The sequence below is a fragment of the Bacillus cereus group sp. MS39 genome (genome assembly GCF_040448665.1).
Taxonomy (GTDB): domain Bacteria; phylum Bacillota; class Bacilli; order Bacillales; family Bacillaceae_G; genus Bacillus_A; species Bacillus_A wiedmannii.
Genome location: NZ_CP123058.1, coordinates 752,888 through 779,048, shown reverse-complemented (window position 1 = coordinate 779,048; position 26,161 = coordinate 752,888). Strand labels below are relative to the sequence as shown.

Genomic DNA, 26,161 nt, shown 5'->3' with positions numbered 1-26,161 from the left:
ATAATCGCCGATATATTTTATTTAAGAATTAGCCGGTCCAATTTTTATAAGAAAAGGTAGTGATATTATGTGGACACAACAAATAATCAACACGAAACGTGGCACATTTGAACTTTTTACAAAAGGAAATGGCGAACCGCTTTGCATTACACATCACTATTCACAATTTAATGAAACTGGTGATTACTTTGCAGATGTTTTTACTTCTACGCATCGTGTATTCCTCATTAATTTAAGAGATGCTGGTAACTCAGCAAAAGCCAATTCAGAAAAAGAATTAAGTATGATTGAAACAGTTCACGACTTAGAAGCAATACGAGAAGCTTTACAACTCCCAACATGGCATTTCGCCGGTCATTCAACAGGTGGTATGCTTGGACTTTTATATGCAATTACATATCCAAATTCCTTACAATCATTAGTCGTGGCCGGAGCTGCAGCAAGTAATTATACCGAAACACCATTTTGCATTTATCACCCAGCACATCCTCAGTTTCATTATATGCAACAGCTCGTCGAAAACTTAAAAAGCCCTCACCTTACAAGTGAAGAACGGAAAGAACTATCTACTAAGAGGACAAAATTATCATTGTATAAACCTGAAAACTACAACTCTTATTTTTGTAAACCAATCAAAAAAACAATGTCTGCTAGCCGGATGAACGCTTTCTCTCACGAATATCCTTCATTTGATTTAAGAAAGTACTTACCTTCTATCAATATAAAAACGCTAATTATTTGCGGAAGACACGATGTACAGTGCCCGATCCAATATTCTATCGAGATGCATGAGGGTATACGTAATTCTATCTTTGTGACATTTGAGGAGAGTAACCATTATCCTTTTTTAGAAGAATCTGCTCAGTTTACTTCTACTACTCAAACATTTTATAAATCGTTACACTAGTACCGCTATTATTAAGGAAAGCTCACAGTCTCTATAAGACTATGAGCTTTTTTAAAAGAAATATTTCACACTAGAAACAACAAGAAGAACAAAAAAATCATTAAACCTACATCAAGTAATACTGCCTTTTGATCTCCTTCTTTTAAACTTATCATAAAACTAGAAATTATTTTAATTCCAAAAAAGAACATCATAAATAACCCACCGAAATGATCATTCGTAGAATCTTCATCATAAAACATTTGTATTGCACCAATAATTAATAAAATAAGTACGATATTCGTTCCAATCTTTAAAGCCTTGTTATGTAGCACGCCCTCTCATGCTCTCCTATGTTTTATCTCTCTTTATATTTTAACATAAATTACCTATTATTCCCTTTTCGTTCAAATAACATAAAAAACCTGCCCATTACTCGGCAGGTACATTACACGTTAAAGCGATAACCAGCTCCCCATACTGTTTCAATATATTGCGGGTGGGCGGGATCTCTTTCAATTTTTTCACGTAGCTTTCTAATGTGAACAACGACAGTGGCTAAATCGCCAGCTGAGTCTAGTCCCCAAATACGTTCAAATAACTGTTCTTTATTTAATACTTGGTTTGGATGCGTTACAAAGAATGTTAATAAATCAAATTCCTTCGTTGTAAACGCGATTTCTTCATTGTTTATACAAACTTTTCTCGCTCGCTGGTCAATAGAAATTCCGTGAATGTATAGCGTATCGCGTTGCTTACTCACATTTCCTGATAATCTTTCATAACGAGAAATATGAGCTTTTACCCTTGCGACTAATTCACTCGGGCTAAACGGTTTCGTTATATAATCATCTGCTCCTAAACCGAGTCCGCGAATTTTATCTATATCTTCCTTCTTTGCTGAAACAAGTAAAATCGGAATATCTTTTATAGCTCGAATTTGCTTACAAATTTCAAATCCATTCATTTTTGGAAGCATAATATCTAAAATAATTAAATCGTAGTCTTCCTGAAGAGCCATTTGTAGACCTATTTCTCCTGAATGCTCTACATCGACTTGAAAATCACTAATTTCTAAATAATCTCGCTGTAATTCTGCAATACTTATTTCATCTTCTACTAGTAAAATTCTCTTCATTCTACTCACCACATTCCTGTACTTTTTTCAATGAGAAGAAAATACTTGTACCTTCCCCAAGCTTACTTTCCGCCCAAATTTCTCCGCCATGTTCTTCAACAATTTGCTTCGCTATCGCTAAGCCAAGTCCACTTCCACCTGTGCTAGAATTTCGCGATTGCTCTGCACGATAAAACCGCTCAAATATATACGGCAGCGTATCAGCTTCTATACCTGATCCATTGTCCACCACTTTTACAATGACTGTATTGTTATCACTTAATACTGTTACAGTAATTTTCTTCGCTTCTTTATCCATGTATTTCACACTATTATGAATTAAATTTGATATCACTCTATTTATCTTTTCGCAATCGGCCGTTACATATAGTGGTGATGAATGTAATTGTAAATAAACTTCTATACCTTCCTCACTTAAATCCATCTGCATCTCTTCTAATAATTCTTGCATAAACATGTTTAATTCTATCGTTTCAAACTGAAAAGGAACTCGATTCAAATCAAGCTTCGAAAACAAAAAGAGCTCATCAATGAGTGTATCCATATGCTTCGCCTTCGTATGAATGGTCGTTAAATACTTATCCATTTTTTTTGGCGTATTTGCGACCCCGTCTTTTATGCCTTCTACATATCCGATAATAGATGTAATCGGTGTTTTTAAATCATGAGATATGTTTGAAATGAGCTCTTTTCGATTTTCTTCATACTGCGTTTGTACTTCAATCGACTCTTTTAATCTCTTCCTCATTTCCTCAAATCCTTGATTTAATTGCCCAATCTCATCATGGGATGTAACTGGAATTTGAAAATCTAAATCCCCTTCTTTAATTCTCCCAGTCGCATCTTTCAGTACAAAAATTGGTTTTATCACACTTCTTGAGACGAAATAACTTAATAGCCCTATGAGTAAAATGGCTAACAGTAAAAGCGCTCCGAACAAAATCGGAAATAACTTTTGTGTAAGATCGACAAATGAACTTTGCCTTTTTAGTACAAATATACTCCCTTCTTCATCTCCAGGAAAATAAAAATCAAATTTTACATACCGATAAAATGTATCGCCTAGTTCCGTTGTACCACGACTATTAATATTTGCTGATTCAAATTTTGGAAGGGCTTCTTTTAAAGATACACTTTCAAATATTTTTGTAGCATAAGAAATGGTTTCTCCCTTTCTTACAACTATTTTCACACCTTCTTTTTCAAGTGTTGAAACGAACGATTCATCTAATAGTTGAGATTGATTTTTCTTTGCCGCTAATTTCAATTCAATATACGTATTCTCTTCTTCTGGCGTAAGCGGCTTTTGAATATAGGAACTTTTATAGAAATTTTTCACTGATTCCAAGTCTCCTGTTATGGAAAAAACAATTAAAAATCCCGCGACTAATATGAGCGTAATGGAAACGAGAATAACAGCAATATAAGAGAATAAAAATCTTGTTTTAATAGACATATGTTACATCCTCACTTTACCAAACCTTATTACTCATAAGCATAAAAATATATGTTCAAATACTCAAGCGATTTTATAGTAATTTTAGCGTCAGTTTATAAAAATTTAATGTTCTTATTTTACAGTTGAAATGAGGAGGTTGAAATTCCATGTTCAAAAAAACATTAAGCATGATCTGTTGCGTAATTTTTTTGCAAGGTTGCTCGCAAGAACAAGGAGTTAAAAAGGAGATGACAAACATGGAGACAGCGCTACTAGCAGCTACTGAAAAACAAGAAACGAATACCGTTATATCGTTACTCAAAAAAGGGGCTGACATAAATATAACAGACAATAAAGGACGTACCCCTCTTATGATTGCTACATACAAAAATGATGTGAAAACCGCAAAAGCGCTTATTGAAGCAGGTGCTAACGTAAATATCCAAGATGATATGAAAAACAATCCCTTTCTATACGCCGGTGCAGAAGGTTACTTCGATATTTTAAAACTAACAATTGATGCCGGTGCAGATCCATCGCTTACAAATCGTTACGGCGGAACAGCTCTTATCCCCGCCTCAGAACATGGCTATATTGATGTTATTAAAGAACTCCTTACGCGAACAACTATTGATGTTAACCATGTAAATAATCTCGGGTGGACCGCTTTAATGGAAGCCATCGTATTAAGTAACGGAAACGAAACACAGCAACAAGTCATTCAGCTTCTTATTGAACACGGTGCAGATGTAAATATTCCAGACAACGATGGTGTTACCCCGTTAGAGCACGCTCGCGCTCATAACTTTGAAGAGATAGAGAAGATTTTGTTAGAAGGACGTAAGTAAAAAGCTAATTTTTGCCTTCCTCCCCCGCCCTATGCTACATTTAACCCGTTACATTAATATTAATAGGGTGGGAATACAAATGAATAAGCCTAACATTGGGATGATTGGACTTGGAAGTATTGCACAAAAAGCCTATCTTCCAACACTTACAAAAGAAACAGATTGGAATTTTGTAGGAGCGTTTACACCTAACGCAGAGAAAAGGAAACAAGTTTGCCAGCAATACCGTATTCAAGACTTCCATTCTATTGAAACGTTAGCCTCGGAATGTGATGCAATCTTCGTTCATAGTTCAACTGCATCGCATTATGAAATCGTTTCTGAACTTCTGCAAAAAGGAATCGATGTTTATGTTGATAAGCCGCTAACAGCTACAGTGGAACAAGCTGAGCAACTAGTCGAGTTGAGCGAAAAGCATAACCGAAAGTTAATGGTCGGATTTAATCGCCGATTCGTTCCTATGTATGTTGCTGCAAAAGAGCAAGCTCATAATATTTCATGGGTTCGAATTGAAAAGCATCGCACAAATAAAGTCGGGCCATATACATATGACTTTACTATGTTAGATGATTACTTACATATTGTAGATACTGCTCGCTGGTTAGCTAATGATGACCTTAACGTCGTTCATAATATGATGCAAATCAATGAAAAGAATGAACTTCTTTACGGACATCATACATATACAACTCCAAGTGGACTGTTACTTTCTACCGCGATGCATCGCCACGCCGGTACAAATTTAGAACAAATTGAACTTGTAACGACAGGTAAAATCATTCGCGTAAAAAATATGAACACATTTGAAGTTGAGCAGGAAAATGCAGTTTCTCAGATTGGTTCACCATCATGGGATACAACGTTAAAACAACGTGGTTTTGAAGATGCTGTTCATCATTTTATCGAATGTGTACACGGCGATACAAAGCCTGTTGTAGATGGATTAGAAGGATTAAAAACGCAGCAACTGTTGCAATCTCTACTGGAGAATGTAAACAAAAATTAAAACGGATACATTTTTCAGAATTTACTTTCATTCCCATTTCCTCTTTATTTCTCTCACAAATTTCTATAGAATATGTTGATAGGAATTATAAATTTCATATTGAATCGTGGAAAGGATGGGATTAACACATGTGGAACGAGTTTAAAAAGTTCGCTTTAAAGGGAAACGTAATTGATCTAGCTGTCGGGGTTGTAATCGGTGCTGCATTCGGTAAAATCGTTAGTTCTTTAGTAAAAGATATCATTACACCATTAATTGGTTTATTAATGGGAGGAATTAACTTCACAGGATTAAAATTTACAGTCGGCGAGGCCTCTGTTAAATACGGTAACTTTATCCAAACAATTTTCGACTTCCTAATCGTTGCATTTGCAATCTTCATTTTTGTTAAAGTCTTTAACAAAATGACTTTAAAAAGAGAAGCTGAAAAGACAGAAGAAATTCCAGAACCAACAAAAGAAGAAGTTCTTCTTAGCGAAATTCGCGACTTATTAAAACAACAAAATTCTTCTAAAGATAGAGCATAATTGAACGGATAAAAAGGCATGCCCCTCGGGACATGCCTTTTCTATATGCTATAACGTTTCCGAATTCATATGAATAAATAAAATAATACCTGCAACCATAAGTACCATAATACTACCTGCAAATAGTGTAATACCCATGAACATTAAACTTGTGCTCATGTCCACTGATACACTTTCAATAAAAATAGAAATTACATACGTGATAAGGGCAATTCCTGCAAGAATACTTCCTGGAACAAATCGCTTTAAGCCATTTTGTTTTAACGTCATATATGCAAAAATAGCAGTCATACAAAGCGTAATTATCCAAAGAACGATCATCTCTTCTCCCCCCTCACAAGCCTTTTCTTTCTATTATACATGACATTGCCCTATAATAGTTAAATTTGCACTTATGTGACATATAACAAGGAATAACCCCAACTGTAGCGAAGTCACCAATAGGCCATATACTCGGGAGGATTTCAATTGGAAGATGATATTGTAGGATACTTTAAACAAGTAGAGCGATTCGATTATATTACAATCGACTTAGACAAAAAGTTTTTTTATGTCTAAGTTGTACAATTAGAAACAAATATAACTTTGCTAAAATTATCACTTAACTTAGACAAAGATGAAACTATTATTGCTGGCAATGTAAAACAATATAATCCTTCTCGGTTAGAACAATTAATACAAAGTTTTAAACGCACTGCACACAAACATGCCTGGAACATAATTTACGAAGTCCTGAAGAACTTTTTGCATTTTGGAAAGAGAATTAATCCCCCCAATTAAAAATGGTTATTTTTTCTATTAATTGATATAATTATCATATACAAATATTCTTTATAAGGGAGTGTTCATAATGATTTGGATTTCACTAATCGTATTAGCCTATTTCATCATTCTCGTCCCAATACAGTATAACTATATTAAGATATTAAAGACAAAACAGAACGTGTCACAAAATGAACTATATGACAACATGTCTTATGAAGAATCCCAAATACATTATCATTATCAAAGTAACGTATTTACAATACCTGCTTCGCTTGTCGCAAGTATTATTTATAAGGTGAAACATGCAGCATAATATGTACGCTGTAAAATTATTGTTTGAGTCTGTTCATTCTGGTGAGCCTGATCCTACGAAAATTGATGAGCATTATGAAGAAAGTCACAATACACTTTTTGAAGAAAGTATTATTCTTGTTAAGGCAAACAGTATAGAGGAAGCTCACGAATTAGGTGAAAAGATAGCTATACTCTCTGAAGAATCGTACGATAATATGTACGATGAGCAAGTGACGTGGACGTTTCGAAAAGTATTGCATGTGTTTGAATTAGACGATACATCATTTGAAACGGGAAAAGAATTGTACGCAAGATTTTTACACGTTAAGAAAAATGAAAAGGTAGATACCGTAGTAAAAGCATACTATCCTGAATACGAATAAAAGCTCACAGCAAATGCTGTGAGCTTTTTTATACTTATTTCGTTGAATCTCTAAATTGGATGCGGTGAGGTAAGATAACAGTGTGATCTTCCACTTTTTCTTTGTTCATATACTTTGTTAATAGACGCATTGCTACTGCACCGATATCATACATTGGTTGTACAACTGTTGAAAGTTGTGGACGAACCATTAATGCAAGGCGTGTATTATCGAAACCAAGTACTTCTACATCAGTTGGTACGTTTAATCCAGCGTCTTGTGCTGCATGGATTACACCTAGTGCCATTTCGTCAGAAGATACGAAGATTGCTGTTGGCTTTTCATCACTGCTCCAAAGCTTTTCGAATGCTTCGATACCTGAATCATATGTGTAATCTCCATCGATTATAAGATTTTCATCATATGAAATACCTGCTTCTTCTAAAGCTTTTTTATAACCTTGTAACTTCTTCGCGCTTCCCGCTTTATTAATGAAAGGACCAGAGACGAAACCGATACGCGTATGTCCTTGCTCAATAAAGTGCTTCATTGCGTCGTAAGCTGCTTGCGTGTAATCAATATTTACTGATGGCGTTTCATTTTGCTCATCAAATGACGCTGCTAATACGATTGGTACTGGAGACTTTTTGAATTCTTCAATGTGAATGTCTGTAATATCTTCACCCATGAAAACAATTCCGTCCACTTGTTTTCCAAGCATCGTATTTAATAAATGGAACTCTTTCTCTTTGTTTTGGTCAGAGTTACTTAAAATGATGTTATATTTGTACATTGTTGCGATATCTTCAATTCCACGAGCAAGTTCTGCATAAAACGTATTTGAGATATCAGGAATAATAACACCTACTGTAGTTGTCTTCTTACTTGCTAGTCCACGTGCTACCGCATTTGGGCGGTACCCTAAACGATCAATTGCTTCTAATACTTTCTTTCTTGTTGTAGGCTTTACATTTGGATTACCGTTCACTACACGAGACACGGTAGCCATTGAAACGTTTGCTTCACGCGCTACATCATAAATTGTTACGTTCATCTCATCGCACACTCCTTCTATTTTTGTTATCTATTTTTATGTATCGGTTACTTGAATGAAAAAAAGACATCAACTCTATTTGCAGATGCCACCAATCGTCCCGAGTTCTTCCTTTTACTAATGATACGATAAAAACGCAGGCTCATACAATATTTTCCCGCAAAAGTTTCGAAAAAATTCGCTTCTTTTCTCGTATTTTCGTATTTTTTATGAAAAAAAGGGCATTTTTTGTAAAAAAATAGATATTCCATGAGTGGAAACTGTATATTAAGCCGTACGTTAGTAAATGAAATTTATATCAGCGATTTTGTAAATATATCGACTTACCAACAAAAATCGACAATGAAAGTCGCTATACAATAAGAGGCAGCAGTTCCAAATACTTTTAATTCGTTGTGCCTGGATCTGGGCTGGCAATAGAAGATCACATCGTCCTGTAGAATACGTTATATCGACAACAACAGGTAAATGTATTTCTTTCTTTAAAATCGGCACAGCGGAAACATGAAGCGTATTACGCATCGATCTTTCATTACTTCAGAAACTAATTGTAAATCACTACCTATTTATTGGTAGTTTATATATATTAGCATTTAAATCTCGATTCCTCTAATTTCAAAAATTTCCTAAATCCATTTACCAAATCTTTTTTCGTAGTGGGAACTTCTTGAGGCATATAATTAACAAAACTCACCATATCTTCTGGATAGTGATGATTTCCATAAAACTTTGCAATTTCATTTAATAACTCATTATCTTCTGTACATCTTTCTTTTATCTCAGATAAACAAACAAATCTTAGTTTTCTCTTCTCCTCTACTAACACTGTGCTTTCTTCATCTAATTGAGGAAAATAATTAGTTTTTATTTCTAACATCACCTTACCTAAATTTTCATTAGCGACTCCCCATGACAGTTCACTAACAAACTCACTTTCATCACCAATCCCCATCAATTCTACTGCATAATCAGAAATAACGTCTTTACTAAAATAATTCCCTTGGACGCCTACAAAAATAGTTTTCCAATCATACTTAATATGTTTATTTTTTAAGTCTTTTAAGTTCATATGACTTCCCCCTTACTTTTTGGAATTTGATTTGGTTCACCCGCCATAACACCATTTTCAATAAAAAAAAGACAGTTTAAACACTGTCTTTTTTTATAAGAAGGAAACAAACGGTTTTTCGCTGTTTTTCTCTTTTATAATAATTGCCTCGATTTTACTCTCGGACTTTATCTGCAATTGTACTTTCGCATCTTTAGGTAATTTTTCTAACATACTTTGAGCAGCCATTTGAGTAAGAGCCATTAATTCTGTTTTACCGTTATATTTAATAACGATATTCATATTTAATGTATCCATCTGGTTTTTCTTGTAAGAAACTTTAGCATTGACTGGGATAAAATCTGCCGGAGAAAAATCTTTTATTGCCTTAGCAAATTCAGTTATTTTTGTATTATCTTCTCCATGCGCTTGTTTAAATTCATCAGAAGGATATGAATACGCTTGTTCATCGATCGTACTCCAATTTCCAAGGTTCATATCATTCTTTTGAACGGTAGCACTAGCAATATACGTACCATTTTTTAAAGAACTTGTACTTTCTTGCTTAAAGATAGCAAACGTAATTGGAGACTTATTATACTTGTCATTTTTATTAATCGCTTCAATAAGTTGCTTGGCAACTTCAGTACCTTTAGACATTGCTTCTTCATTCGATACACTTGAAGACATTGCTAACCCAATCACTACACCAGATAAACTTAGTTCGTTTGAATTCTGTTTTCCGAAATAGTCTTGTTCTATAATATTCGTCAAAACGGGTGCTTCTACTTTTGCGACTAGTTCATCAACTAACTTCTCCGGAATATACTGATTTAATTGTAGTACATGATTTTCTGTATCAAATTGCTCTTTTGCAATATTCATTAAACCATTTTCATACTCTGCTAAATCTAATTTAGAATTTGTTTTTATATTAGCTGTATTTATAACCTTTTGTTCCTTTAAAGGAATTACAGTTCTATAATAATCTTTCGAAACAGCTGTTCTCGGAATCATACTTTTTTCTTTCGTATCCTTCTGTATAACTTCATCCTTCTTACTAATCGTATTATTACTACAAGCTCCTAGTAATAAACTTACGACCGCGAAGGATAATGCCATTTTCTTCATTACTTAAAACCTACTTTCAACAATCTAGTTATTTAATTTGAACTATTAACAGTGTACCATTAAATATATTTCAACAAAAACAAAAAAAAGAAGCAAGCACCTTTCGCTTGCTTCTTTTTACTTAATATTCTCTTCTAAAGCGTCTTTTTTGATGTTCCAATGAGACGTATTCCATACTACCATCCCATCTTTTATGTATAACACTTGCGGAGATTCATGTTTAATGCTGTACTGTTCTGCAATAAGATTCGAAACATCTCGCGCATCTTGTACGTATAAGTAATACGCTGGTACTGCTCTTTCTTCATTACAATACGCTTGAAATTCTGTATATGCACCGTGACTGATCGGGCATGTCGTACTATGTTTAAAAAGAATATACGGCTCGTTTTTTTCTACTAATACTTCAAGCTCTTCAATTGTTTCAACTTTTGTCATATTCATCACGATTCACCTCTCATACGAAGTCTAGAGCGCTTCTCTTTCTTTTCAGCTTTTTTCTCAAGTCTTTCTAATTTACGCTCTTCTTTTTCAACTTTTTTCTCTTGTCTCGTCGCACGATAATGATTGTATACTTCAATTGCTGCGCTACTCCACTGTACAACTTGCGCTACTTTATCTGCATTGTTTTCAATTTCATCTGTAACAGAATCTGATACATTACGAAGTTTCGTATTTAAAGAATGGATTGTCGTTCCAATTCCATCTACACCCGATACTACTTTATTTAATGATTGTGACTTCTGTTGAATGTCATCAGCTAACGCATTTGTTTTATGTAATAATTGCTCCGTCTCTACGCTAATCCCTTGCATTTGCTTTTCTAAACCTTCTAACGTGCTTGCAACGTTTTCTAACGTCTTCTGAACCGATAACAACGTTCTGCATACATACACTACTAATACAGCGAAAGCAACCGCGATAATAGCCGCACTTACATATAAAAGAACTTGCATTTCATCACTTCCTTTATCTTTTTCATACTTTACCCTATTATACAATCATTTTCCGTTTCGTTCTAATCCCTATCTTTTCATTAGAATTTTCATACTTATTCGTTAACTTTAACATAAATGATTCAACAAATTCCACTAAGTAGGTTACAATAGGAGAGGATACATAATTAGTAGGGAGGCTTTACATATGAAAGATCCACGCATTGAAAAGTTAGCATACAATTTAATTAACTACTCTATCCGCTTACAAAAAGGCGAAAAAGTATTAATTGAAAACTTTGGCTTACAAAAAGAACTTGTAACTGCACTTGTAAAAGAAGCATATGCAGCTGGTGGTTTCCCATTCGTTTCTTTAAAAGATCATCAAGTAGATCGCTCTTTATTAATGGGTGCTACTGAAGAACATTTTGAACAAATCGCTGCATATGAAGCAAGCGTAATGAAAGATATGGACGCTTATATCGGTCTTCGCTCTGGCGATAACATTAACGAACAAGCTGATGTACCAAGTGAAAGAATGCAAATTCACGGCCAAACAGTTGGTAAGAAAGTTCATAGAGACATCCGCGTTCCGAAAACACGCTGGGTTGTTCTTCGCTACCCAAATGCTTCTATGGCGCAGCTTGCTAAAATGAGCACAGAAGCTTTCGAAGACTTCTACTTCGAAGTTTGTAACTTAGACTACGGTAAAATGGATAAGGCAATGGATAGCCTTGTTACATTAATGAATAAAACAGACAAAGTTCGTTTAACTGGTCCTGGAACTGACTTAACATTCTCTATTAAAGACATTCCAGCTATTAAATGCTCTGGTCATTTAAATATTCCAGACGGTGAAGTATATTCTGCACCAGTTCGCGATTCTGTTAACGGTACAGTTTCTTACAACACACCATCTCCTTACAACGGTTATACATTTGAAAATGTACAACTTAAATTTGAGAACGGTCAAATCGTTGAAGCAACTGCAAACGATACAGAGCGCATTAACAAAATCTTCGATACAGACGAAGGTGCACGCTTCGTTGGTGAGTTCGCAATTGGCGTAAACCCATACATCTTACATCCAATGGGAGACATCCTATTCGATGAAAAAATCGATGGCAGCTTCCACTTCACTCCTGGACAAGCTTACGACGATGCATGGAACGGCAACAACTCGAACATTCACTGGGATTTAGTATGCATCCAGCGCCCTGAATACGGCGGCGGCGAAATTTACTTCGACGACGTACTAATCCGTAAAGACGGACGCTTCGTTGTATCTGAACTAGAAGCTTTAAACCCAGAGAACTTAAAATAATAATAAAAACGCTCGGAATGTTCTCCGAGCGTTTTTTTATTAATATTGTAATAAATCTTTCGCCACATCCTCTGGCACTTTAAAACTCATTTTCTTATTTTTCATTTCAACTTCGACATAAGGGACATCTTTATATACTGTCATAGTACCAATTTCATGTAACTCTTTTTTATCATTACTCGACTCCGATAATTTTTTTGTATCCCCTTGGTACATTTTAAATGTTTTCCCTTGCGGAGTATCTAAAGGAGCCGACTGCATTTCCCACTTATCCATTTTCATAACTTCAAACAGCTTTTCAATTTCTTTCTTATCGGTAATTACTTTTTTATCACTTGAATCTGTAAGTGATTCAATTTCAACTTTTTGTGCCTTTTCTAAGTTCAGATCTGCCTTTTCCTTCTTCGTACTACATCCTATTAAAAGAACGGATGCGGTTAGCAGAAGTAAAAATAACATAAGGACTTTTTTCATTTCTAATCCCCCGAACTACATAGAGCTACTTTTTTCGTTTTTTGTTTGCTGAAAATGAAAATAATATAACAGCGCCACTGCGATAGTACCTATTAATATTGGTTCATATAAGGGAAGATCCCATTTCATATATACTCTAGTGCAACCAACAAGCACAAACAAAATTTCTAAACAGAATAAAGGTTTTACATATTTCATTTCTTACCTACCATTTCTATTTTCACATTTGGGTTCTCTTTCTTGATAAGCGCCAAAAATTCATTCATATGTTGCGGCATCGCAACCATATGTACTTTGTATGCATTCGTCGTAATTTCAAGATATTTCCCAACTTGACGAATGATTCTTATCTCTTTCAATACGATATCGTCATTTAAAATGCCGTACTTTAATACACCATTTTCTACTTTATGCTTTTTAATAAATACTTCCCAAACAAGTGGCACATTTACAAGGAAGCATAAACCCATTCCAATTAACGCTGACATCCACTGCTCTTTATTTGAGATAATCATGACAAGTGGATATACGAACATAAAAACTAACGTGAGACAAACGAAAATTACTACTGACTTACTTCTTTGAATCGGAAAGTCCATACCTACACCCCCTAACCTAAATTATACCACTTTTTCCATTTTAGTTATAAAAAAAGGCCATTTCTGAATGACCTTTTCAAACAATGTACCTATAGAATTTCTTATCTACCTGTAACACTGGAAAACTTTTTGGCAACTCGTCTATACTCACACTTTGGAAATTATTCTTTTCATAAAAGCGATGCGCTGCTAAAAACTTCGCTGTCGTTCCTAAGTAAATATCTTTCAGCCTTTTATTCTCAGCCCACGAAATTGCTGTTTGGAGCAACTTATGTGACGCGCCCCACCCTTTTCCACGAAATTCTTTTTTTACGAACATTTTTCTTAGCGCTACTTGCTGATTCTCAATATCTAATAAAGCTGCTGTTCCAACTACTTTATCATCATAAATTGCTACCCAAAAGTTTCCATAATCCCTTTGATAGAAGGTTTCTATTTCAAGTAAGTCTGGCTGCTCTTCTTTCGTAATGGGAACATTGTACTCTTTTCGCTGAATATGAACGATAAGATCTACTACTTCATCTTGAAACGTACTTTCATACGGAATAATGCGTATCTTCTCGTTCATCGGATCTCCTTCCACTCTGAAGCTAGTAAACTATATACAGCGATATCATGAAAATGATCATATAACCATTCTTCATCTCTTAAAATACCATCTAACTTAAAACCTAAACGCTCTGGAATAGCTCGGCTTTTCACATTATCAACACCGCACCGAATTTCCACTTTATTTAATTTTAAATCCTCAAATGCATAGTGAAGTACAGCTTTCACGCTACGCGTCATAATACCTTTCCCGCCAGCATCTTCTGCCAGGTAATATCCGAGACTGGCCGCTTTCTTCCCCCAACTTACCGGATGAATGCCTACCATCCCAACGAGCTTTCCTTTATAACGTATGCCACTTTCAAAACCGTCTCCCTCTGCAAACTTCTTTAACCACATCGGACAAATCTCATCATACGCACCAGCTGATTTCATCCCATCTACCCAAGGAAGCCATCTTCGTAAATGATTACGGTTTTGGTCTATTAATTGATATAGTTCCTCTTTATGATGCTTCTCTAATAACTGTAATTCGATTTCATCGTCTACTCGAAGTGTGAACATGTTTTTTAGCTCCCTTTCAGTTTTCTTATTATTCTAACACTTACAGATGTAAATTGTTAAATATTCACACTTTCTTTTGAATTTTATATATGAACAACCACTATATATGATTGATATCTAGATATGAATCATATATAGTTAAAATATGGAAAAAATGATAATTTTATAATTCAATTACGTAAAGGTGTTTTTGATCTCGCTATTTTGTCTTTAATAAGTAAACAACCTATGTACGGATACGAAATTACAAGTGCATTACAAGATATCCCTGTGTTTCATATCCCAAACGGTTCGATTTACCCCATATTAAATCGAATCACGAAAAACAATTGGGCTATTTCCTATTGGGAAGAGTCCGGTGATGGCCCAAAAAGAAAATACTATCGAATTACAGACGAAGGGAGAGAAATTTTAAATAGTCGCTTACATGATTATGATGCAGTGTATCATGCTCTAATGTTACTAGCTAAAGGAGAGGATAAAAAATGAATAAAGAACAATTCTTTTCAAATGAACTCATTACTTCTTTCTTACACGATCTTCATAAAGGTTTAATGAACCTACCTACGTCAACAAGAGAACAACATGTGCTAGAGATCAAATCGGATTTATATGAAAATGCATTAAGTAAAGAAAGTGAAGGGATACCATTAGAAATCATCCCTTCACAAGTGATTGAAGAATTTCTTCCTCCAAAAGAATTAGCAAAGGAAATTGCCGGAGAATATACAGACGTTATTCAAGATGCACAGCAATCTACAAATACATTTATTAAATACTTTACAGGGCTATCTGTTGCTCCACTCGTTGCTTTATCAGTACCTATCGCACTTGGCTTTATAAATATTTCAGCTAATTTACCATTTTTATTAGCCTTTATCGTAAGCAATATTTGGTTCATCTGTAGAGAAAACCATTGGAATACAAAGCAATTAAAATTTTTAAAAACAATGATTTTCTTTAGTACTAGCGTTTTAATTGCACTTCCATTTGCATTCTTCGCGATTCGAATTATGATAACAAAACAATTCGATATATTTTCATTCTATTATTTAATCGGATATGTACTTTTTAGTTCACTATATATCTTTTTATTAAAACAACTATACAAAAAGAATAAACAATATCAACAGATTAACGCTTTTTAAAATATATCGAACACCACAAAAAAAGACGCACAGCCACAGCTATGCGTCTTTTCTATTACTTCTCTGCAACTTGAACTTCTTTTACGTAAGCTGCTTCGAATTTTTGTATGTCTCCTGCGCCCATGAAAATTAGAACGCCGTTTTTATGTTTCTTTAATACATCCGTTGTTGTATCTGTAATTAGTTCTGCACCGTCAATACGCTTTTGCAGATCTTCGATTGTTAATTCACCTTTGTTTTCGCGCGCTGATCCGAAAATATCACATAAGTATACTTGGTCAGCTTTGCTTAAGCTTTCAGCAAACTCATCTAAGAACTTTTCTGTACGTGAGAATGTATGCGGCTGGAATACAGCGACAACTTCACGCTCTGGATGTTTTTGACGAGCTGCTTCAATCGTTGCATTAATTTCTGTCGGATGGTGTGCGTAGTCATCGATAATAACTTGCTCTCCCATTGGCTTTTCATTAAAGCGACGTTTTACGCCTTCAAAAGTTGTTAACTGATGCTTAACTGCTTCTACATCAACGTTTTCATAATGGCAAAGCGCGATTACTGCTAATGCATTTAATACGCTGTGGTTGCCGTATCCTGTAATTTTGAACGTGTCATAGTACGTATTACGAACGAATACATCGAAAATAGTACCATCTGTTCTCTTTTGAATGTTACGTGCTTGGAAATCATTATCTTCTCCAAATCCATAGAAAATAACAGGTACTTTCGCTTGAATTTTTTGAAGTTCTTCATCATCTCCACATGCAATAATACCTTTTTTCACTTGCAATGCCATCTCTTGGAATGCATTGAATACATCATTGATATCTGAGAAATAATCTGGATGATCAAAATCAATGTTTGTCATAATTGCATAGTCTGGATTGTAAGACAAGAAATGACGACGATACTCACAAGCTTCAAATACAAAATACTTACTATTTTCTACCCCATGCCCTGTTCCATCTCCAATGAGGTAAGATGTAGGGTATGCACCTTGCATTACATGGGCTAACAAACCAGTTGTTGATGTTTTTCCATGCGCACCAGTTACAGCAACACTTGTGTATTGGTTCATAAGATCACCTAAGAAGTGATGGTAACGATGTACTGGGATGTTTAATTCTTTTGCTGCTACGATTTCTTCATGCGTATCAGGAAATGCATTTCCTGCAATAATCACTTGTCCTTCTTTTACATTATTTTTATCAAAAGGAAGGATCGAGATATTACGCTTTTCCAACGCTGTTTGTGTAAAGAAACGCTTTTCATAATCAGACCCTTGAACAGTATGCTTCATGTCATGAAGAATTTGAGCTAATGAACTCATTCCTGTTCCTTTAATTCCTACAAAATGGTAAACTGTCATCTTAAAGAACCTCCAACATTTCGAACTAATACAACGGCCTATCTATAAGACAGTATATGAATCTTTTCTTATTTTGGTAATCATCATACATTTTTGATGTAGTGAAGTTATTCTTTCCCTTCACTTATCAGGATAAACTCGTACGTACTTCTTTTTTATGTCCATAACAAATCCATTATAGCAAAAAAGAAGCCGCTATACTATGATAACAGAAAAACTGATAGGGTCAATCACCTATCAGTTTTTCTCTCTTTTACATATCTTCTCTTTTTTCTAATTGAACACTCTCTAAACGTGGGTTTGGACGATATTTACGACCAGCTTTCGCTTCTGGTTTTCCATTTAATTCTACGTTATCACCAGTAAAGCCAATATTCATTTTTAATAAGCTACTTCCTACTCCGTATATATCAACAGGTACGTTTTGAGCTTCAAATTCACGAATACGCTTCTCATCAAATCCACCAGTTACAACGATGTCTACATGCTGGAATCCTTCTTCATCAAGTGCTTTACGAAGTGCGAATACAAGCGATGGGTTTACACCACGTGGATCGAATGTTCCAAGTACTTCTGGGTGGCGAATGAAGTATTGATCAATCATCGTGCGCGACGTATCTACACGTACACCTTTTAATGTTGATCCAAATTCACGCGCTACGCGAAGTGCATCTGTAATGACATCATTGTTGTAATCAATTAATACAACTAATTCATCTTCTGGGAATTTCTTATGATATGCTTTTGCCGCTTCCACAACATCACCATTAAACATTTGAATTAATGCGTGAGGCATTGTCCCCATACCACTTCTGCCCCACCATTCATTCATCGCATGCGTCGCTTGTGCGCTCATACCTCCGATGTATGCTGCATAACCGTCACCAGCTTGTTGCGTATAATGATCGTCACGATCTCCCATGAAAATAACTGGTTTTTCTTTATCTACGCTACGCGCAGCCTGGACAACGTTATATACGTTTGTCGCAACTGATGTACGACGGGCTAAAATCCCATCAATGACACCTTCTAAAAATCCGAAATTTTCATAAGGACCATGAATTGTTAACACTGTTTCAAACGGACTAATATTATCGCCATCTTTTAAAGAGTTAATCTCAAGTTCCTCAGGATTTTTGGCGAATGTTTGTAGCAACGCAATCACTTCATCTGTTCCGCAAAGAACTGCATTTTCCTTTTGGAAAAATTGCATCGTCACAACACTTTTCGGGCAAAATTCTTCAATGATTTCTCTAGTCTTTAAAAAGTAAACGGCAGAGAACCAACCTTCTCCAACACGTTCGTCAAATTTAAATGTTCTATTTGTTAGTCTATTTATTTCACCTTTTAATTTTAATTCAATTTCTTTCATGTCGCTTTACTCCCTACTTTACTATCCAACATTTTCTATTAGTATACAGCAAAACCGTTTACTATACATTTGTTTCCTGCATAGCAGCGAATTCATCCTCAGAAATAAGGACATCTCTCGGTTTCGTTCCTCTTCCTTCAGAAATAATCCCTTGCGATTCCATCTCTTCAATGAGACGTGCCGCGCGATTATAACCGATGCGGAATTTTCGCTGTACAGAAGATGTGGACGCTCCCCCTTGTTCTACAACAAATTGACATGCATCAAAGAACAATTCGTCTTCCGACTCAGCTTGTTCTGTTTTCGCTAATAAATCCTCTTGCTTAAATAAGTAATTCGGCTTCATTTGCTTTCTCACATGATCAACTGTTTTCTCAATCTCATCATCCGATACATATACACCTTGTACACGAACTGGTTTAGACGTACCGTTTCCTAAAAATAGCATATCACCACGGCCAAGTAATTTCTCCGCGCCCCCAATATCAATAATCGTACGCGAATCAACTTGAGATGATACAGTAAACGCAATACGCGTTGGAATGTTTGACTTAATTAAACCTGTAATAACATCTACAGACGGACGCTGCGTTGCTACTAATAAATGAATACCACAAGCACGTGCTTTTTGCGCAATACGACAAATCGCTTCCTCAACATCACCAGGTGCTACCATCATTAAATCGGCTAACTCGTCAATGACAATAACGATATAAGGTAATGTCTCTCCTGGAATTTCTCGCCCACTTACAATCGTATTATAACGAGTTAAATCACGAGCACCAGCGTGCGCAAACAATTCATAACGACGCTCCATTTCTTCAACCGCCCACTTTAATGCAGCTGTCGCTGCTTTTACATCCGTAATAACAGGTGCTACAAGATGTGGAACAGAATTGTATGGTGCAAGCTCAACCATCTTCGGATCGATTAACATTAACTTCACTTCATGCGGTTTCGCTTTATATAAAATGCTCGTTAAAATTGCGTTAATGCACACACTTTTACCAGAACCCGTTGCACCCGCAATAAGTCCATGTGGCATTTTTCGAATATCCGTTACAATTGGATCGCCTGAAATATCAAGTCCTAGCGCAACTGTAAGCGGTGATTCGCTCTTTGTAAACACAGGACTTCTTAAAATTTCACGAAGAAATACTGGCTTACTTTCTTTATTTGGAACTTCGATTCCAATCGCACTCTTCCCTGGAATCGGTGCTTCAATACGAATATCTTTCGCTGCTAAACTCAGTTTAATATCATCACTTAAGTTTGTAATTTTATTTACTTTCACACCTGGGTCTGGCTGTACTTCAAAACGAGTTACCGCTGGACCTTGTGATACGTTAATAACATGTGCACCAACGTGGAAATTATTAAATGTTGTATCTAATAATTCTTTCTGTTCATCCAACCATTCCGTATTATCTAACGCTGCCTGCTGCGGAATTGACAACAATGTTAATGGCGGAATTGCATATGTCGGTGGTGTTTGCAATACATTTCGCATATCGTTCTCTCTTTGATTTACAACATATGCTTTCTCTTGTACTTCCGTACTTGAAGTTGGCTTTTGTACTTGCTCTGCCACTACTTGCTGCATTGATCTCTCTTCCACTTGTGGTTCCACTGCCACTTGTTGCACTGGTTGTTCTTCCACTCGTGATTCTACCACTACTTGCTGCATTGGTTTCTCTTCCACTTGTGGTTCCACTACCACTTGTTGCATTGGCTTTTCTTCCACTTGTGGCACTGGTGTTTCTTCTACTTGTTGGACAGGCTTATTCTCTACTCGTTCACTCATAGAAGATTGCATTGCATTTACTCTAGCCGCATGTCTTTCCATTAATCGCGTTCTGTCTTGTTTCAACATAACAACATTAAATGGTACATGACGCTTTTTCTCACGTTTTGGTTCTTCTTTTTGTACAATTGGTTGTTCTTCCGCAATCGGTGCTTCTTCTACAACTGGCTGTTCTTCCGCAATCGGTGCTTCTTCTACAACTGGCTGCTCTTCCGCAATCGGTGCTTCTTCTACAACTGGCTGCTCTTCCGCAATCGGTGCTTCTTCTACAACTGGCTGCTCTTCCGCAATCGGTGCTTCTTCTACAACTGGCTGCTCTTCCGCAATCGGTGCTTCTTCTACAACTGGCTGCTCTTCCGCAATCGGTGCTTCTTCTACAACTGGCTGCTCTTCCGCGATCGGTGCTTCTTCTACAACTCGTTGTTCTTCTGCAATTAAAACATCCGCAAAGCTTTGAACATCTTTCTTCGCTTGTTCTTCAGCCTCTGCAACATGTATGAATTCATTCGTTTGTTCAATTGCTTCATTTAAAACCATTTCTTGCTGTGTTTCCTCAAGTGCTACAGGTTCTGCTTCTTCTGGCGCTTCCGTTTCCGTAATTACTTCCACTTTTTCTAACTCTTCTGCTTCCGCAATTACTTCCACTTCTTCTGACTCTTCTGTTTCTGCAATTACTTCTACTTCTTCTGGCTCTTCTGTTTCTGCAATTATTTCCACTTCTTCTAGCTCTTCTGTTTCTGTAATTATTTCCACTTCTTCTAGCTCTTCTGTTTCCGCAATTACTTCCACTTCTTCTGACTCTTCTGTTTCCGCAATTACTTCCACTTCTTCTGACTCTTCTGTTTCCGCAATTACTTCCACTTCTTCTGACTCTTCTGTTTCCGCAATTACTTCCACTTCTTCTGACTCTTCTGTTTCCGCAATTACTTCCACTTCTTCTGACTCTTCTGTTTCCGCAATTACTTCCACTTCTTCTGACTCTTCTGTTTCCGCAATTACTTCCACTTCTTCTGCTTCCGCAATTACTTCCACTTCTTCTGCTTCCGCAATTACTTCCACTTCTTCTGCTTCCGCAATTACTTCCACTTCTTCTGGCGCTTCTGTTTCCGCAATTACTTCCACTTCTTCTTGTATTTCCACGACGATTGTTTCTTCAAGTTTTTCTTCTGCTTTGACAATCACTGATTCTTCTGGAGCTTGCTTTTCTACTTCAATAGTAGGTTGTTCTATTTCTGTATTGCGTTTAGTTTCTTCTGATAATATTGTATCCTCGTGCTCTACTTTAGAATCTACTAATTCTGTTTGTAGAATGTTTTTGGCCACTACATCACTTTCTTGCTTAGCATCTTCCATACGCTCAGCAATTGTTTGATGAGGTACTTCACCCGCTGGAACTGCCTGCTGTGCACTAATTTCTTGAACCACTTCTTTTTCTACTATAGGCTCTTGGCGTTCAATTTCATAACCGTTTTTCTCTAGCCATTGATCGACAACTGACTTTTCTTCCTCTTTACTTTGTTGATCTCGCTGATCAACGCCTTCATGACTGGAAGAAGTCGTTGCTTGTCCTTCTGAGAAATCAGATAATGTATATCCTTTTTTCTCTAGCCATGCATCAACGACTGATTTGCCCTCTACAGATATTTCAAGGTCTTCTCTTTCCTTTTCTTCCTCCTGCTTTTCTACCTTTTTCTCTACAGAAGGACGATTATATCCGTAAATTGGCGAAATCATTTCTGTTGGACGAAATGGTCTACGGTTACTTTCTTGCGAAGGTGCAGATGCCTTTTTTACGACAGGCTCTCGCTCCGGTTCATATTGTACTTCCGGCTCTTCATATGTAGAAACTACCTGTTCCACATACTGTCGTCTACTTCTTTCCACTTTGATTCCTCTTTGAGTAGGCTGATTTTCATATGTTACAACTTGAACAGGTTGTTCTTCAAAATGCCCTGTTGCTATAACATCCTCTTCATCGAACCCATTATCCGGTACTAATGGAAAACGGCATTTACCTGCATTCCTACTTGCCATTTGTGCTTCTCTTGCTTCAGTATAGTGGTTTACACGAGGAATTTTCGACTGACTTTCGATTTGCTTTGGTACTTCTTTATTTATCGCTGTTTGTTCTTCCTCTTTGTTAAACAGCTTTTTCATCCAATCTAACATGCTTACCACTCTTTCTACTAAATAGTAACATCCTTTATTGTATCAGCATTCGGCAAAAAGTGCAGGTAAAATTAAGCATGTCATATTTATCCATAATATTCTAATTTACGAGTGTTTTCATATGGAAAAACGCAGCCTTACATGTAAGACTGCGTTTAAGCTTTGCTCTTCCGATATTCCTCTACACTATCCGTTACACTTTGCAATAAAGAATTTACATACTGTGGGTCAGATAATTTTTTATCTTCTTCAGGATTTGACATAAATCCAAGTTCTAATAGTACGCCAGGAACCTTTGCCCAATTAAATCCAGAAAGGTCATCCCTGAATTTAATTCCATTTACTTTCACTTGATGATTCTCTCTCATTTTATTTACAATCGTTTGAGAGATTTGAAGACTTTCAGCATAAATCTCTTTCGTGTACGGACTTCCTTCTGCCGGCGTTAATACAGCAAATCCACTTTGATTCGGATTTTCAGAACCATCTGCATGAAGACGTAAAAACAAATCCGCCTTATGATCATTCGCAAATGTCGCGCGTTCTTTATTACTTATATCCACATCTTGTGACGTTCTCGTCATTAATACTTGTATTCCCTTTGCTTCTAACTTTTCTTTTAATACGGAAGCCATTTCTAATACAAGAACAGCCTCTCTTTTTTTCGTCACAACACCAGTTGTACCATCTGTCACTTTATATTTTTGCGTCGTTGCTCCTGGCCCAATCGGCTCTAAATTTAAATTTGCTTTTTGTTGATGCCCCGGGTCAATAACAACAAGAAACTTTCCTTGTTTTTCATTACTCTCTACTTTTTGTTCATTATTTTGCAGCGGTTGCTCAGCTGGCTGCACTGGCGTAGCTTCCTCTTTCTTTTCTTCAGCCAGCACTTCCTCCTGCTTCTGCTCCACTTGCTCATTCGTTTGAACTGCTTGCGGTTCTTCTTTCTTTTCTTGTTCTTCTTGCTGCTTTTCTACCGGTGCGTCTTCCTTGTTATCTTTGTTTGTTTCCTGCATAGAAGATGTTACTTCTTTTTTCGGCTCTTCTTGCGAACAACCTCCCATATATATTCCAATGAATGCAATCATACTCATTATCTTTATATACTTCATACTTTTCTCCCATCACTTTGCACCGGTCTCAAAGTTTTTCTTATAATTGTTTTATAATCTCATCCATATTTCCAATATGAACGGGTTGCCACGTTTCTGTACCACGCTCTGCGGTATAGACTAGATAAGCATCATCAACTACATTTACGAAAACAGGATCCCCCATATCTGTTTCATATCCGATAACAATCCATTCCTCTTTCCATTTTCCACTTTCTTCACTTAATAATGAATTTTTATGTTTATCATATCGATAACCGATTTGTCCTTTTTCTAATTCATTTTCGCTAAACAAATATATTTCATAGGAACCTAGTTCGATATCTTGCTGTTTTGAAGTTTCAATTCGTTTCAGAAGTTCTGCGATTTTTAGTTGTTTTTTCATACGTCTATCCCCTTCTATTTTTCTAAATTTTAACTAGTTTGTTTATAAAATACAATATAGTTTTTGAGAAAAAAGGTGACATCCTTATATTATGAACGATTTTTTGAATATATCTGTCACAACTCGCGATATATCAACGATTTTTCAAATATATCTATCACAACTCGCAATATATCAACGATTTTTCAAATATATCTATCACAACTCGCGATATATCAACGATTTTTCAAATATATCTATCACAACTCGCAATATATCAACGATTTTTCAAATATATCTATCACAACTCGCAATATATCAACGATTTTTCAAATATATCTATCACAACTCGCAATATATCAACGATTTGACACAGAATATCGACTTACCAGCAAAAAATGATAAAACAAAAAGAGAGGCTGTCCAAAAGGACAACCTCTCTTTTCTTACATCAATTAAAATTTGAACTCTTGTCCAACTTCAAAGCTATCTTCTAATACAAGAATACCTTTTTCTTGTGGAGCATCTGGAAGCTCTAATTCACGTGCCGAGCAAATCATTCCAGAAGAAGGAACACCGCGAAGTTCAGCTGGTTTAATTAGCATACCGCTTGGCATTACAGCGCCAATTTTTGCAACGACAACTTTTTGTCCTGCATCAACGTTCGGTGCGCCACATACGATTTGTAATGTTTCTGTACCGATTTCTACTTTACAAATGTTTAACTTATCAGCATTTGGATGCTTCTCTTTTTCAGCTACATAGCCTACAACAAATTTTGGAGAAAGATCTGCTTCTACTGTTTCTTCAAAGCCGTTCTTCGCTAAAATTCCGTTGATTTTTTCTACAAATTCTTTCGTTAATGTTAAGTTACCTGTTTCTTTTACTTCTAAGTAAGAAGACGCATTAAAGATGTTGAACCCTGCTGTTACATTGCTTTCACGATCGTATACGCGTGCAACATCTCCTTTGCGATCAAAAGTACGGTTCTCTAAAGTAATATCTTGTAAGGCAACAATTAGAGTGTCACCAATTCCTTCAAGGTTGTAAAAAACGTTCACTTCGTTCATCCTTTCTCTTTTCCATCTGTCTTCTTCCGATTCTTCGCTAAAATAAAGATTGGCTCAAAGTCTCCATCTTCATATACGAATGAAAGTGATGTAATCGGAACATGCCCTTCGGCAAAAAATTTCATTGTCATTTGTGCAATAATATCATAACCGATTTCGTTGACGATATCAGCAATAATTAATACATCTTGGTGAGGAACAGCAACAACCATGTCACCAGAAATCTTTTCACGCATCGATTGTAGTAACGATTCGTTTAAAATACGCGTCGCATCATACCCATCATTTGTGTTTAAAAAGTAGAATGTATTCCCTGCTACTATTTCTTGTTTAAATTCATAACCTAATGAGCGAGCGTTGAATAATGCCATTTCACGCACTTGTTGCTCTGTAAGTTCTAATTTTTGTAATAGACGCTCATCAATGAGTCGATACGTTTTATTTGAATCTAACGCGTAGTAAATACGTGTTTCCGCCGTATGATCCGTCATAATAAACGGATTTCCTTCTTCTGCTTGTTTCGGGAAAGAAGTAGAGCGAATAACAGGTAAAATTTTCGCTGCGCTATTTTCTTCTTTATGCATCGCAATTAACGCTTCTTGTACGTAATAAGCAACCTCTTCAATTGCTTTTTCTTTGTTCACTTCCCATTTTGCCACAACTCCTGGAAGCGATACGTTAATACCTTTTTTCGAGTCTTTTTGTTCTATACGTAGAACTTCTTTCTCGCTATCATACTGAAAGTCCCATTCTGGGCGAGATAATTTCTTCATTAACTCGTCTTTCATCTTTTTACTTGTCATCTTCATCTCTT

General features: G+C 36.0%; 30 protein-coding genes and 2 pseudogenes. 10 read left to right on the top strand and 22 right to left on the bottom strand.

Features of this window, described 5'->3' with window-relative positions:
* Positions 1–46 precede the first annotated feature (46 nt).
* Positions 47–907, top strand: a complete 861-nt coding sequence (locus tag QEP67_RS04050; RefSeq protein WP_074651628.1) for an alpha/beta hydrolase — start codon at positions 47–49, stop codon at positions 905–907.
* A 65-nt stretch (positions 908–972) separates the two neighbouring features.
* Here the strand turns inward: QEP67_RS04050 and QEP67_RS04045 are convergent, their stop codons facing one another.
* The 3 genes from QEP67_RS04045 to QEP67_RS04035 all read right to left on the bottom strand — a co-directional run bounded on the left by QEP67_RS04045 (position 973) and on the right by QEP67_RS04035 (position 3,480).
* On the bottom strand, positions 973–1,221 hold the full coding sequence (locus QEP67_RS04045; protein WP_002096278.1) for a hypothetical protein: 249 nt from the start codon (positions 1,219–1,221) through the stop codon (positions 973–975).
* A 113-nt stretch (positions 1,222–1,334) separates the two neighbouring features.
* Positions 1,335–2,024, bottom strand: coding sequence for a response regulator transcription factor (locus QEP67_RS04040; protein ID WP_000821763.1), 690 nt, complete (start codon positions 2,022–2,024; stop codon positions 1,335–1,337).
* A gap of 1 nt (position 2,025) precedes the next feature.
* The gene (locus tag QEP67_RS04035) at positions 2,026–3,480 is read right to left on the bottom strand and encodes a HAMP domain-containing sensor histidine kinase (RefSeq protein WP_000023887.1); all 1,455 of its coding nucleotides are present in this window, start codon (positions 3,478–3,480) and stop codon (positions 2,026–2,028) included.
* A gap of 149 nt (positions 3,481–3,629) precedes the next feature.
* Here QEP67_RS04035 and QEP67_RS04030 point away from each other — a divergent pair, with 149 nt between their 5' ends.
* The 3 genes from QEP67_RS04030 (at position 3,630) to mscL (ending at position 5,843) form a co-directional block, all read left to right on the top strand.
* Positions 3,630–4,310: an ankyrin repeat domain-containing protein gene (locus tag QEP67_RS04030; protein ID WP_061673036.1), complete on the top strand. Its 681-nt coding sequence runs from the start codon at positions 3,630–3,632 to the stop codon at positions 4,308–4,310.
* A 79-nt stretch (positions 4,311–4,389) separates the two neighbouring features.
* Complete coding sequence (locus tag QEP67_RS04025) at positions 4,390–5,316, top strand: Gfo/Idh/MocA family oxidoreductase (RefSeq protein ID WP_048565783.1); 927 nt, start codon at positions 4,390–4,392, stop codon at positions 5,314–5,316.
* 128 nt (positions 5,317–5,444) lie between these two features.
* Positions 5,445–5,843, top strand: coding sequence for a large conductance mechanosensitive channel protein MscL (mscL, locus tag QEP67_RS04020; protein WP_000267021.1), 399 nt, complete (start codon positions 5,445–5,447; stop codon positions 5,841–5,843).
* Between the two features lie 48 nt (positions 5,844–5,891).
* Here the strand turns inward: mscL and QEP67_RS04015 are convergent, their stop codons facing one another.
* On the bottom strand, positions 5,892–6,164 hold the full coding sequence (locus tag QEP67_RS04015; protein WP_000636592.1) for a DUF3917 domain-containing protein: 273 nt from the start codon (positions 6,162–6,164) through the stop codon (positions 5,892–5,894).
* A gap of 147 nt (positions 6,165–6,311) precedes the next feature.
* Here QEP67_RS04015 and QEP67_RS04010 point away from each other — a divergent pair.
* From QEP67_RS04010 to QEP67_RS04000, 3 genes and pseudogenes are all read left to right on the top strand, one after another.
* Positions 6,312–6,610 (top strand): annotated as a pseudogene (locus QEP67_RS04010) (hypothetical protein).
* Positions 6,611–6,693: 83 nt separating this feature from the next.
* Positions 6,694–6,921, top strand: coding sequence for a DUF3949 domain-containing protein (locus QEP67_RS04005; protein ID WP_000637889.1), 228 nt, complete (start codon positions 6,694–6,696; stop codon positions 6,919–6,921).
* Between the two features lies 1 nt (position 6,922).
* Positions 6,923–7,285 (top strand): DUF4288 domain-containing protein, encoded by a 363-nt coding sequence (locus tag QEP67_RS04000; RefSeq protein ID WP_033658803.1) that lies wholly within the window; start codon positions 6,923–6,925, stop codon positions 7,283–7,285.
* 34 nt (positions 7,286–7,319) lie between these two features.
* On the opposite strand, the gene ccpA is transcribed toward QEP67_RS04000, so the two are convergent.
* From ccpA to QEP67_RS03970, 6 genes and pseudogenes are all read right to left on the bottom strand, one after another.
* Positions 7,320–8,318 carry a catabolite control protein A gene (gene ccpA / locus QEP67_RS03995; RefSeq protein WP_001103309.1) on the bottom strand — a complete coding sequence of 333 codons (999 nt, stop codon included), beginning with the start codon at positions 8,316–8,318 and terminating at the stop codon, positions 7,320–7,322.
* 411 nt (positions 8,319–8,729) lie between these two features.
* Positions 8,730–8,855, bottom strand: a pseudogene (locus QEP67_RS03990) (chorismate mutase); the annotation flags it as partial.
* 49 nt (positions 8,856–8,904) lie between these two features.
* Positions 8,905–9,387 carry a DUF2247 family protein gene (locus QEP67_RS03985; RefSeq protein WP_001049287.1) on the bottom strand — a complete coding sequence of 161 codons (483 nt, stop codon included), beginning with the start codon at positions 9,385–9,387 and terminating at the stop codon, positions 8,905–8,907.
* Between the two features lie 93 nt (positions 9,388–9,480).
* Entirely contained in the window at positions 9,481–10,497 is a 1,017-nt protein-coding gene (locus QEP67_RS03980) for a CamS family sex pheromone protein (RefSeq protein ID WP_000738034.1), read from the bottom strand.
* Positions 10,498–10,614: 117 nt separating this feature from the next.
* Positions 10,615–10,941, bottom strand: a complete 327-nt coding sequence (ytxJ, locus tag QEP67_RS03975) for a bacillithiol system redox-active protein YtxJ (protein ID WP_341056960.1) — start codon at positions 10,939–10,941, stop codon at positions 10,615–10,617.
* On the bottom strand, positions 10,941–11,453 hold the full coding sequence (locus QEP67_RS03970) for a DUF948 domain-containing protein (protein ID WP_001197725.1): 513 nt from the start codon (positions 11,451–11,453) through the stop codon (positions 10,941–10,943). Before QEP67_RS03970 ends, ytxJ begins: the two co-directional genes overlap by 1 nt.
* Positions 11,454–11,640: 187 nt before the next feature.
* Between QEP67_RS03970 and QEP67_RS03965 the strand changes: the two genes are divergently transcribed.
* Entirely contained in the window at positions 11,641–12,756 is a 1,116-nt protein-coding gene (locus tag QEP67_RS03965; protein ID WP_000654737.1) for an aminopeptidase, read from the top strand.
* Between the two features lie 39 nt (positions 12,757–12,795).
* On the opposite strand, the gene QEP67_RS03960 is transcribed toward QEP67_RS03965, so the two are convergent.
* From QEP67_RS03960 to QEP67_RS03940, 5 genes are all read right to left on the bottom strand, one after another.
* On the bottom strand, positions 12,796–13,230 hold the full coding sequence (locus tag QEP67_RS03960) for a hypothetical protein (protein WP_000757107.1): 435 nt from the start codon (positions 13,228–13,230) through the stop codon (positions 12,796–12,798).
* Between the two features lie 15 nt (positions 13,231–13,245).
* Positions 13,246–13,428 carry a hypothetical protein gene (locus QEP67_RS03955; protein ID WP_000878349.1) on the bottom strand — a complete coding sequence of 61 codons (183 nt, stop codon included), beginning with the start codon at positions 13,426–13,428 and terminating at the stop codon, positions 13,246–13,248.
* On the bottom strand, positions 13,425–13,829 hold the full coding sequence (locus tag QEP67_RS03950) for a PH domain-containing protein (protein ID WP_000347189.1): 405 nt from the start codon (positions 13,827–13,829) through the stop codon (positions 13,425–13,427). The genes QEP67_RS03955 and QEP67_RS03950 overlap by 4 nt, the downstream gene beginning before the upstream one ends.
* A gap of 76 nt (positions 13,830–13,905) precedes the next feature.
* Entirely contained in the window at positions 13,906–14,397 is a 492-nt protein-coding gene (locus QEP67_RS03945; protein WP_061673041.1) for a GNAT family N-acetyltransferase, read from the bottom strand.
* On the bottom strand, positions 14,394–14,942 hold the full coding sequence (locus tag QEP67_RS03940; RefSeq protein WP_000494655.1) for a GNAT family protein: 549 nt from the start codon (positions 14,940–14,942) through the stop codon (positions 14,394–14,396). Before QEP67_RS03940 ends, QEP67_RS03945 begins: the two co-directional genes overlap by 4 nt.
* 165 nt (positions 14,943–15,107) lie before the next feature.
* Here QEP67_RS03940 and QEP67_RS03935 point away from each other — a divergent pair, with 165 nt between their 5' ends.
* Both QEP67_RS03935 and QEP67_RS03930 read left to right on the top strand, forming a co-directional pair.
* Positions 15,108–15,431, top strand: a complete 324-nt coding sequence (locus QEP67_RS03935) for a PadR family transcriptional regulator (RefSeq protein WP_353706622.1) — start codon at positions 15,108–15,110, stop codon at positions 15,429–15,431.
* Positions 15,428–16,090 (top strand): hypothetical protein, encoded by a 663-nt coding sequence (locus QEP67_RS03930; protein ID WP_353706526.1) that lies wholly within the window; start codon positions 15,428–15,430, stop codon positions 16,088–16,090. The genes QEP67_RS03935 and QEP67_RS03930 overlap by 4 nt, the downstream gene beginning before the upstream one ends.
* A gap of 55 nt (positions 16,091–16,145) precedes the next feature.
* Here QEP67_RS03930 and murC read toward each other — a convergent pair whose 3' ends face one another.
* From murC to QEP67_RS03895, 7 genes are all read right to left on the bottom strand, one after another.
* Complete coding sequence (murC, locus tag QEP67_RS03925; protein ID WP_000219463.1) at positions 16,146–17,456, bottom strand: UDP-N-acetylmuramate--L-alanine ligase; 1,311 nt, start codon at positions 17,454–17,456, stop codon at positions 16,146–16,148.
* A 253-nt stretch (positions 17,457–17,709) separates the two neighbouring features.
* Positions 17,710–18,828 (bottom strand): nicotinate phosphoribosyltransferase, encoded by a 1,119-nt coding sequence (locus QEP67_RS03920; RefSeq protein ID WP_353706525.1) that lies wholly within the window; start codon positions 18,826–18,828, stop codon positions 17,710–17,712.
* A 61-nt stretch (positions 18,829–18,889) separates the two neighbouring features.
* Positions 18,890–22,801, bottom strand: coding sequence for a DNA translocase FtsK (locus QEP67_RS03915; protein WP_353706524.1), 3,912 nt, complete (start codon positions 22,799–22,801; stop codon positions 18,890–18,892).
* 155 nt (positions 22,802–22,956) lie between these two features.
* On the bottom strand, positions 22,957–23,913 hold the full coding sequence (locus tag QEP67_RS03910) for an N-acetylmuramoyl-L-alanine amidase (RefSeq protein WP_000874062.1): 957 nt from the start codon (positions 23,911–23,913) through the stop codon (positions 22,957–22,959).
* A 40-nt stretch (positions 23,914–23,953) separates the two neighbouring features.
* Positions 23,954–24,298, bottom strand: a complete 345-nt coding sequence (locus QEP67_RS03905) for a hypothetical protein (RefSeq protein ID WP_000744398.1) — start codon at positions 24,296–24,298, stop codon at positions 23,954–23,956.
* Positions 24,299–24,732: 434 nt separating this feature from the next.
* Positions 24,733–25,347 carry a YtpR family tRNA-binding protein gene (gene ytpR / locus QEP67_RS03900; protein WP_001006767.1) on the bottom strand — a complete coding sequence of 205 codons (615 nt, stop codon included), beginning with the start codon at positions 25,345–25,347 and terminating at the stop codon, positions 24,733–24,735.
* A complete protein-coding gene (locus tag QEP67_RS03895) occupies positions 25,344–26,156 on the bottom strand; it encodes a DUF1444 domain-containing protein (RefSeq protein ID WP_000784601.1) in 813 nt (270 codons plus the stop codon). Before QEP67_RS03895 ends, ytpR begins: the two co-directional genes overlap by 4 nt.
* Between the last annotated feature and the right edge of the window lie 5 nt (positions 26,157–26,161).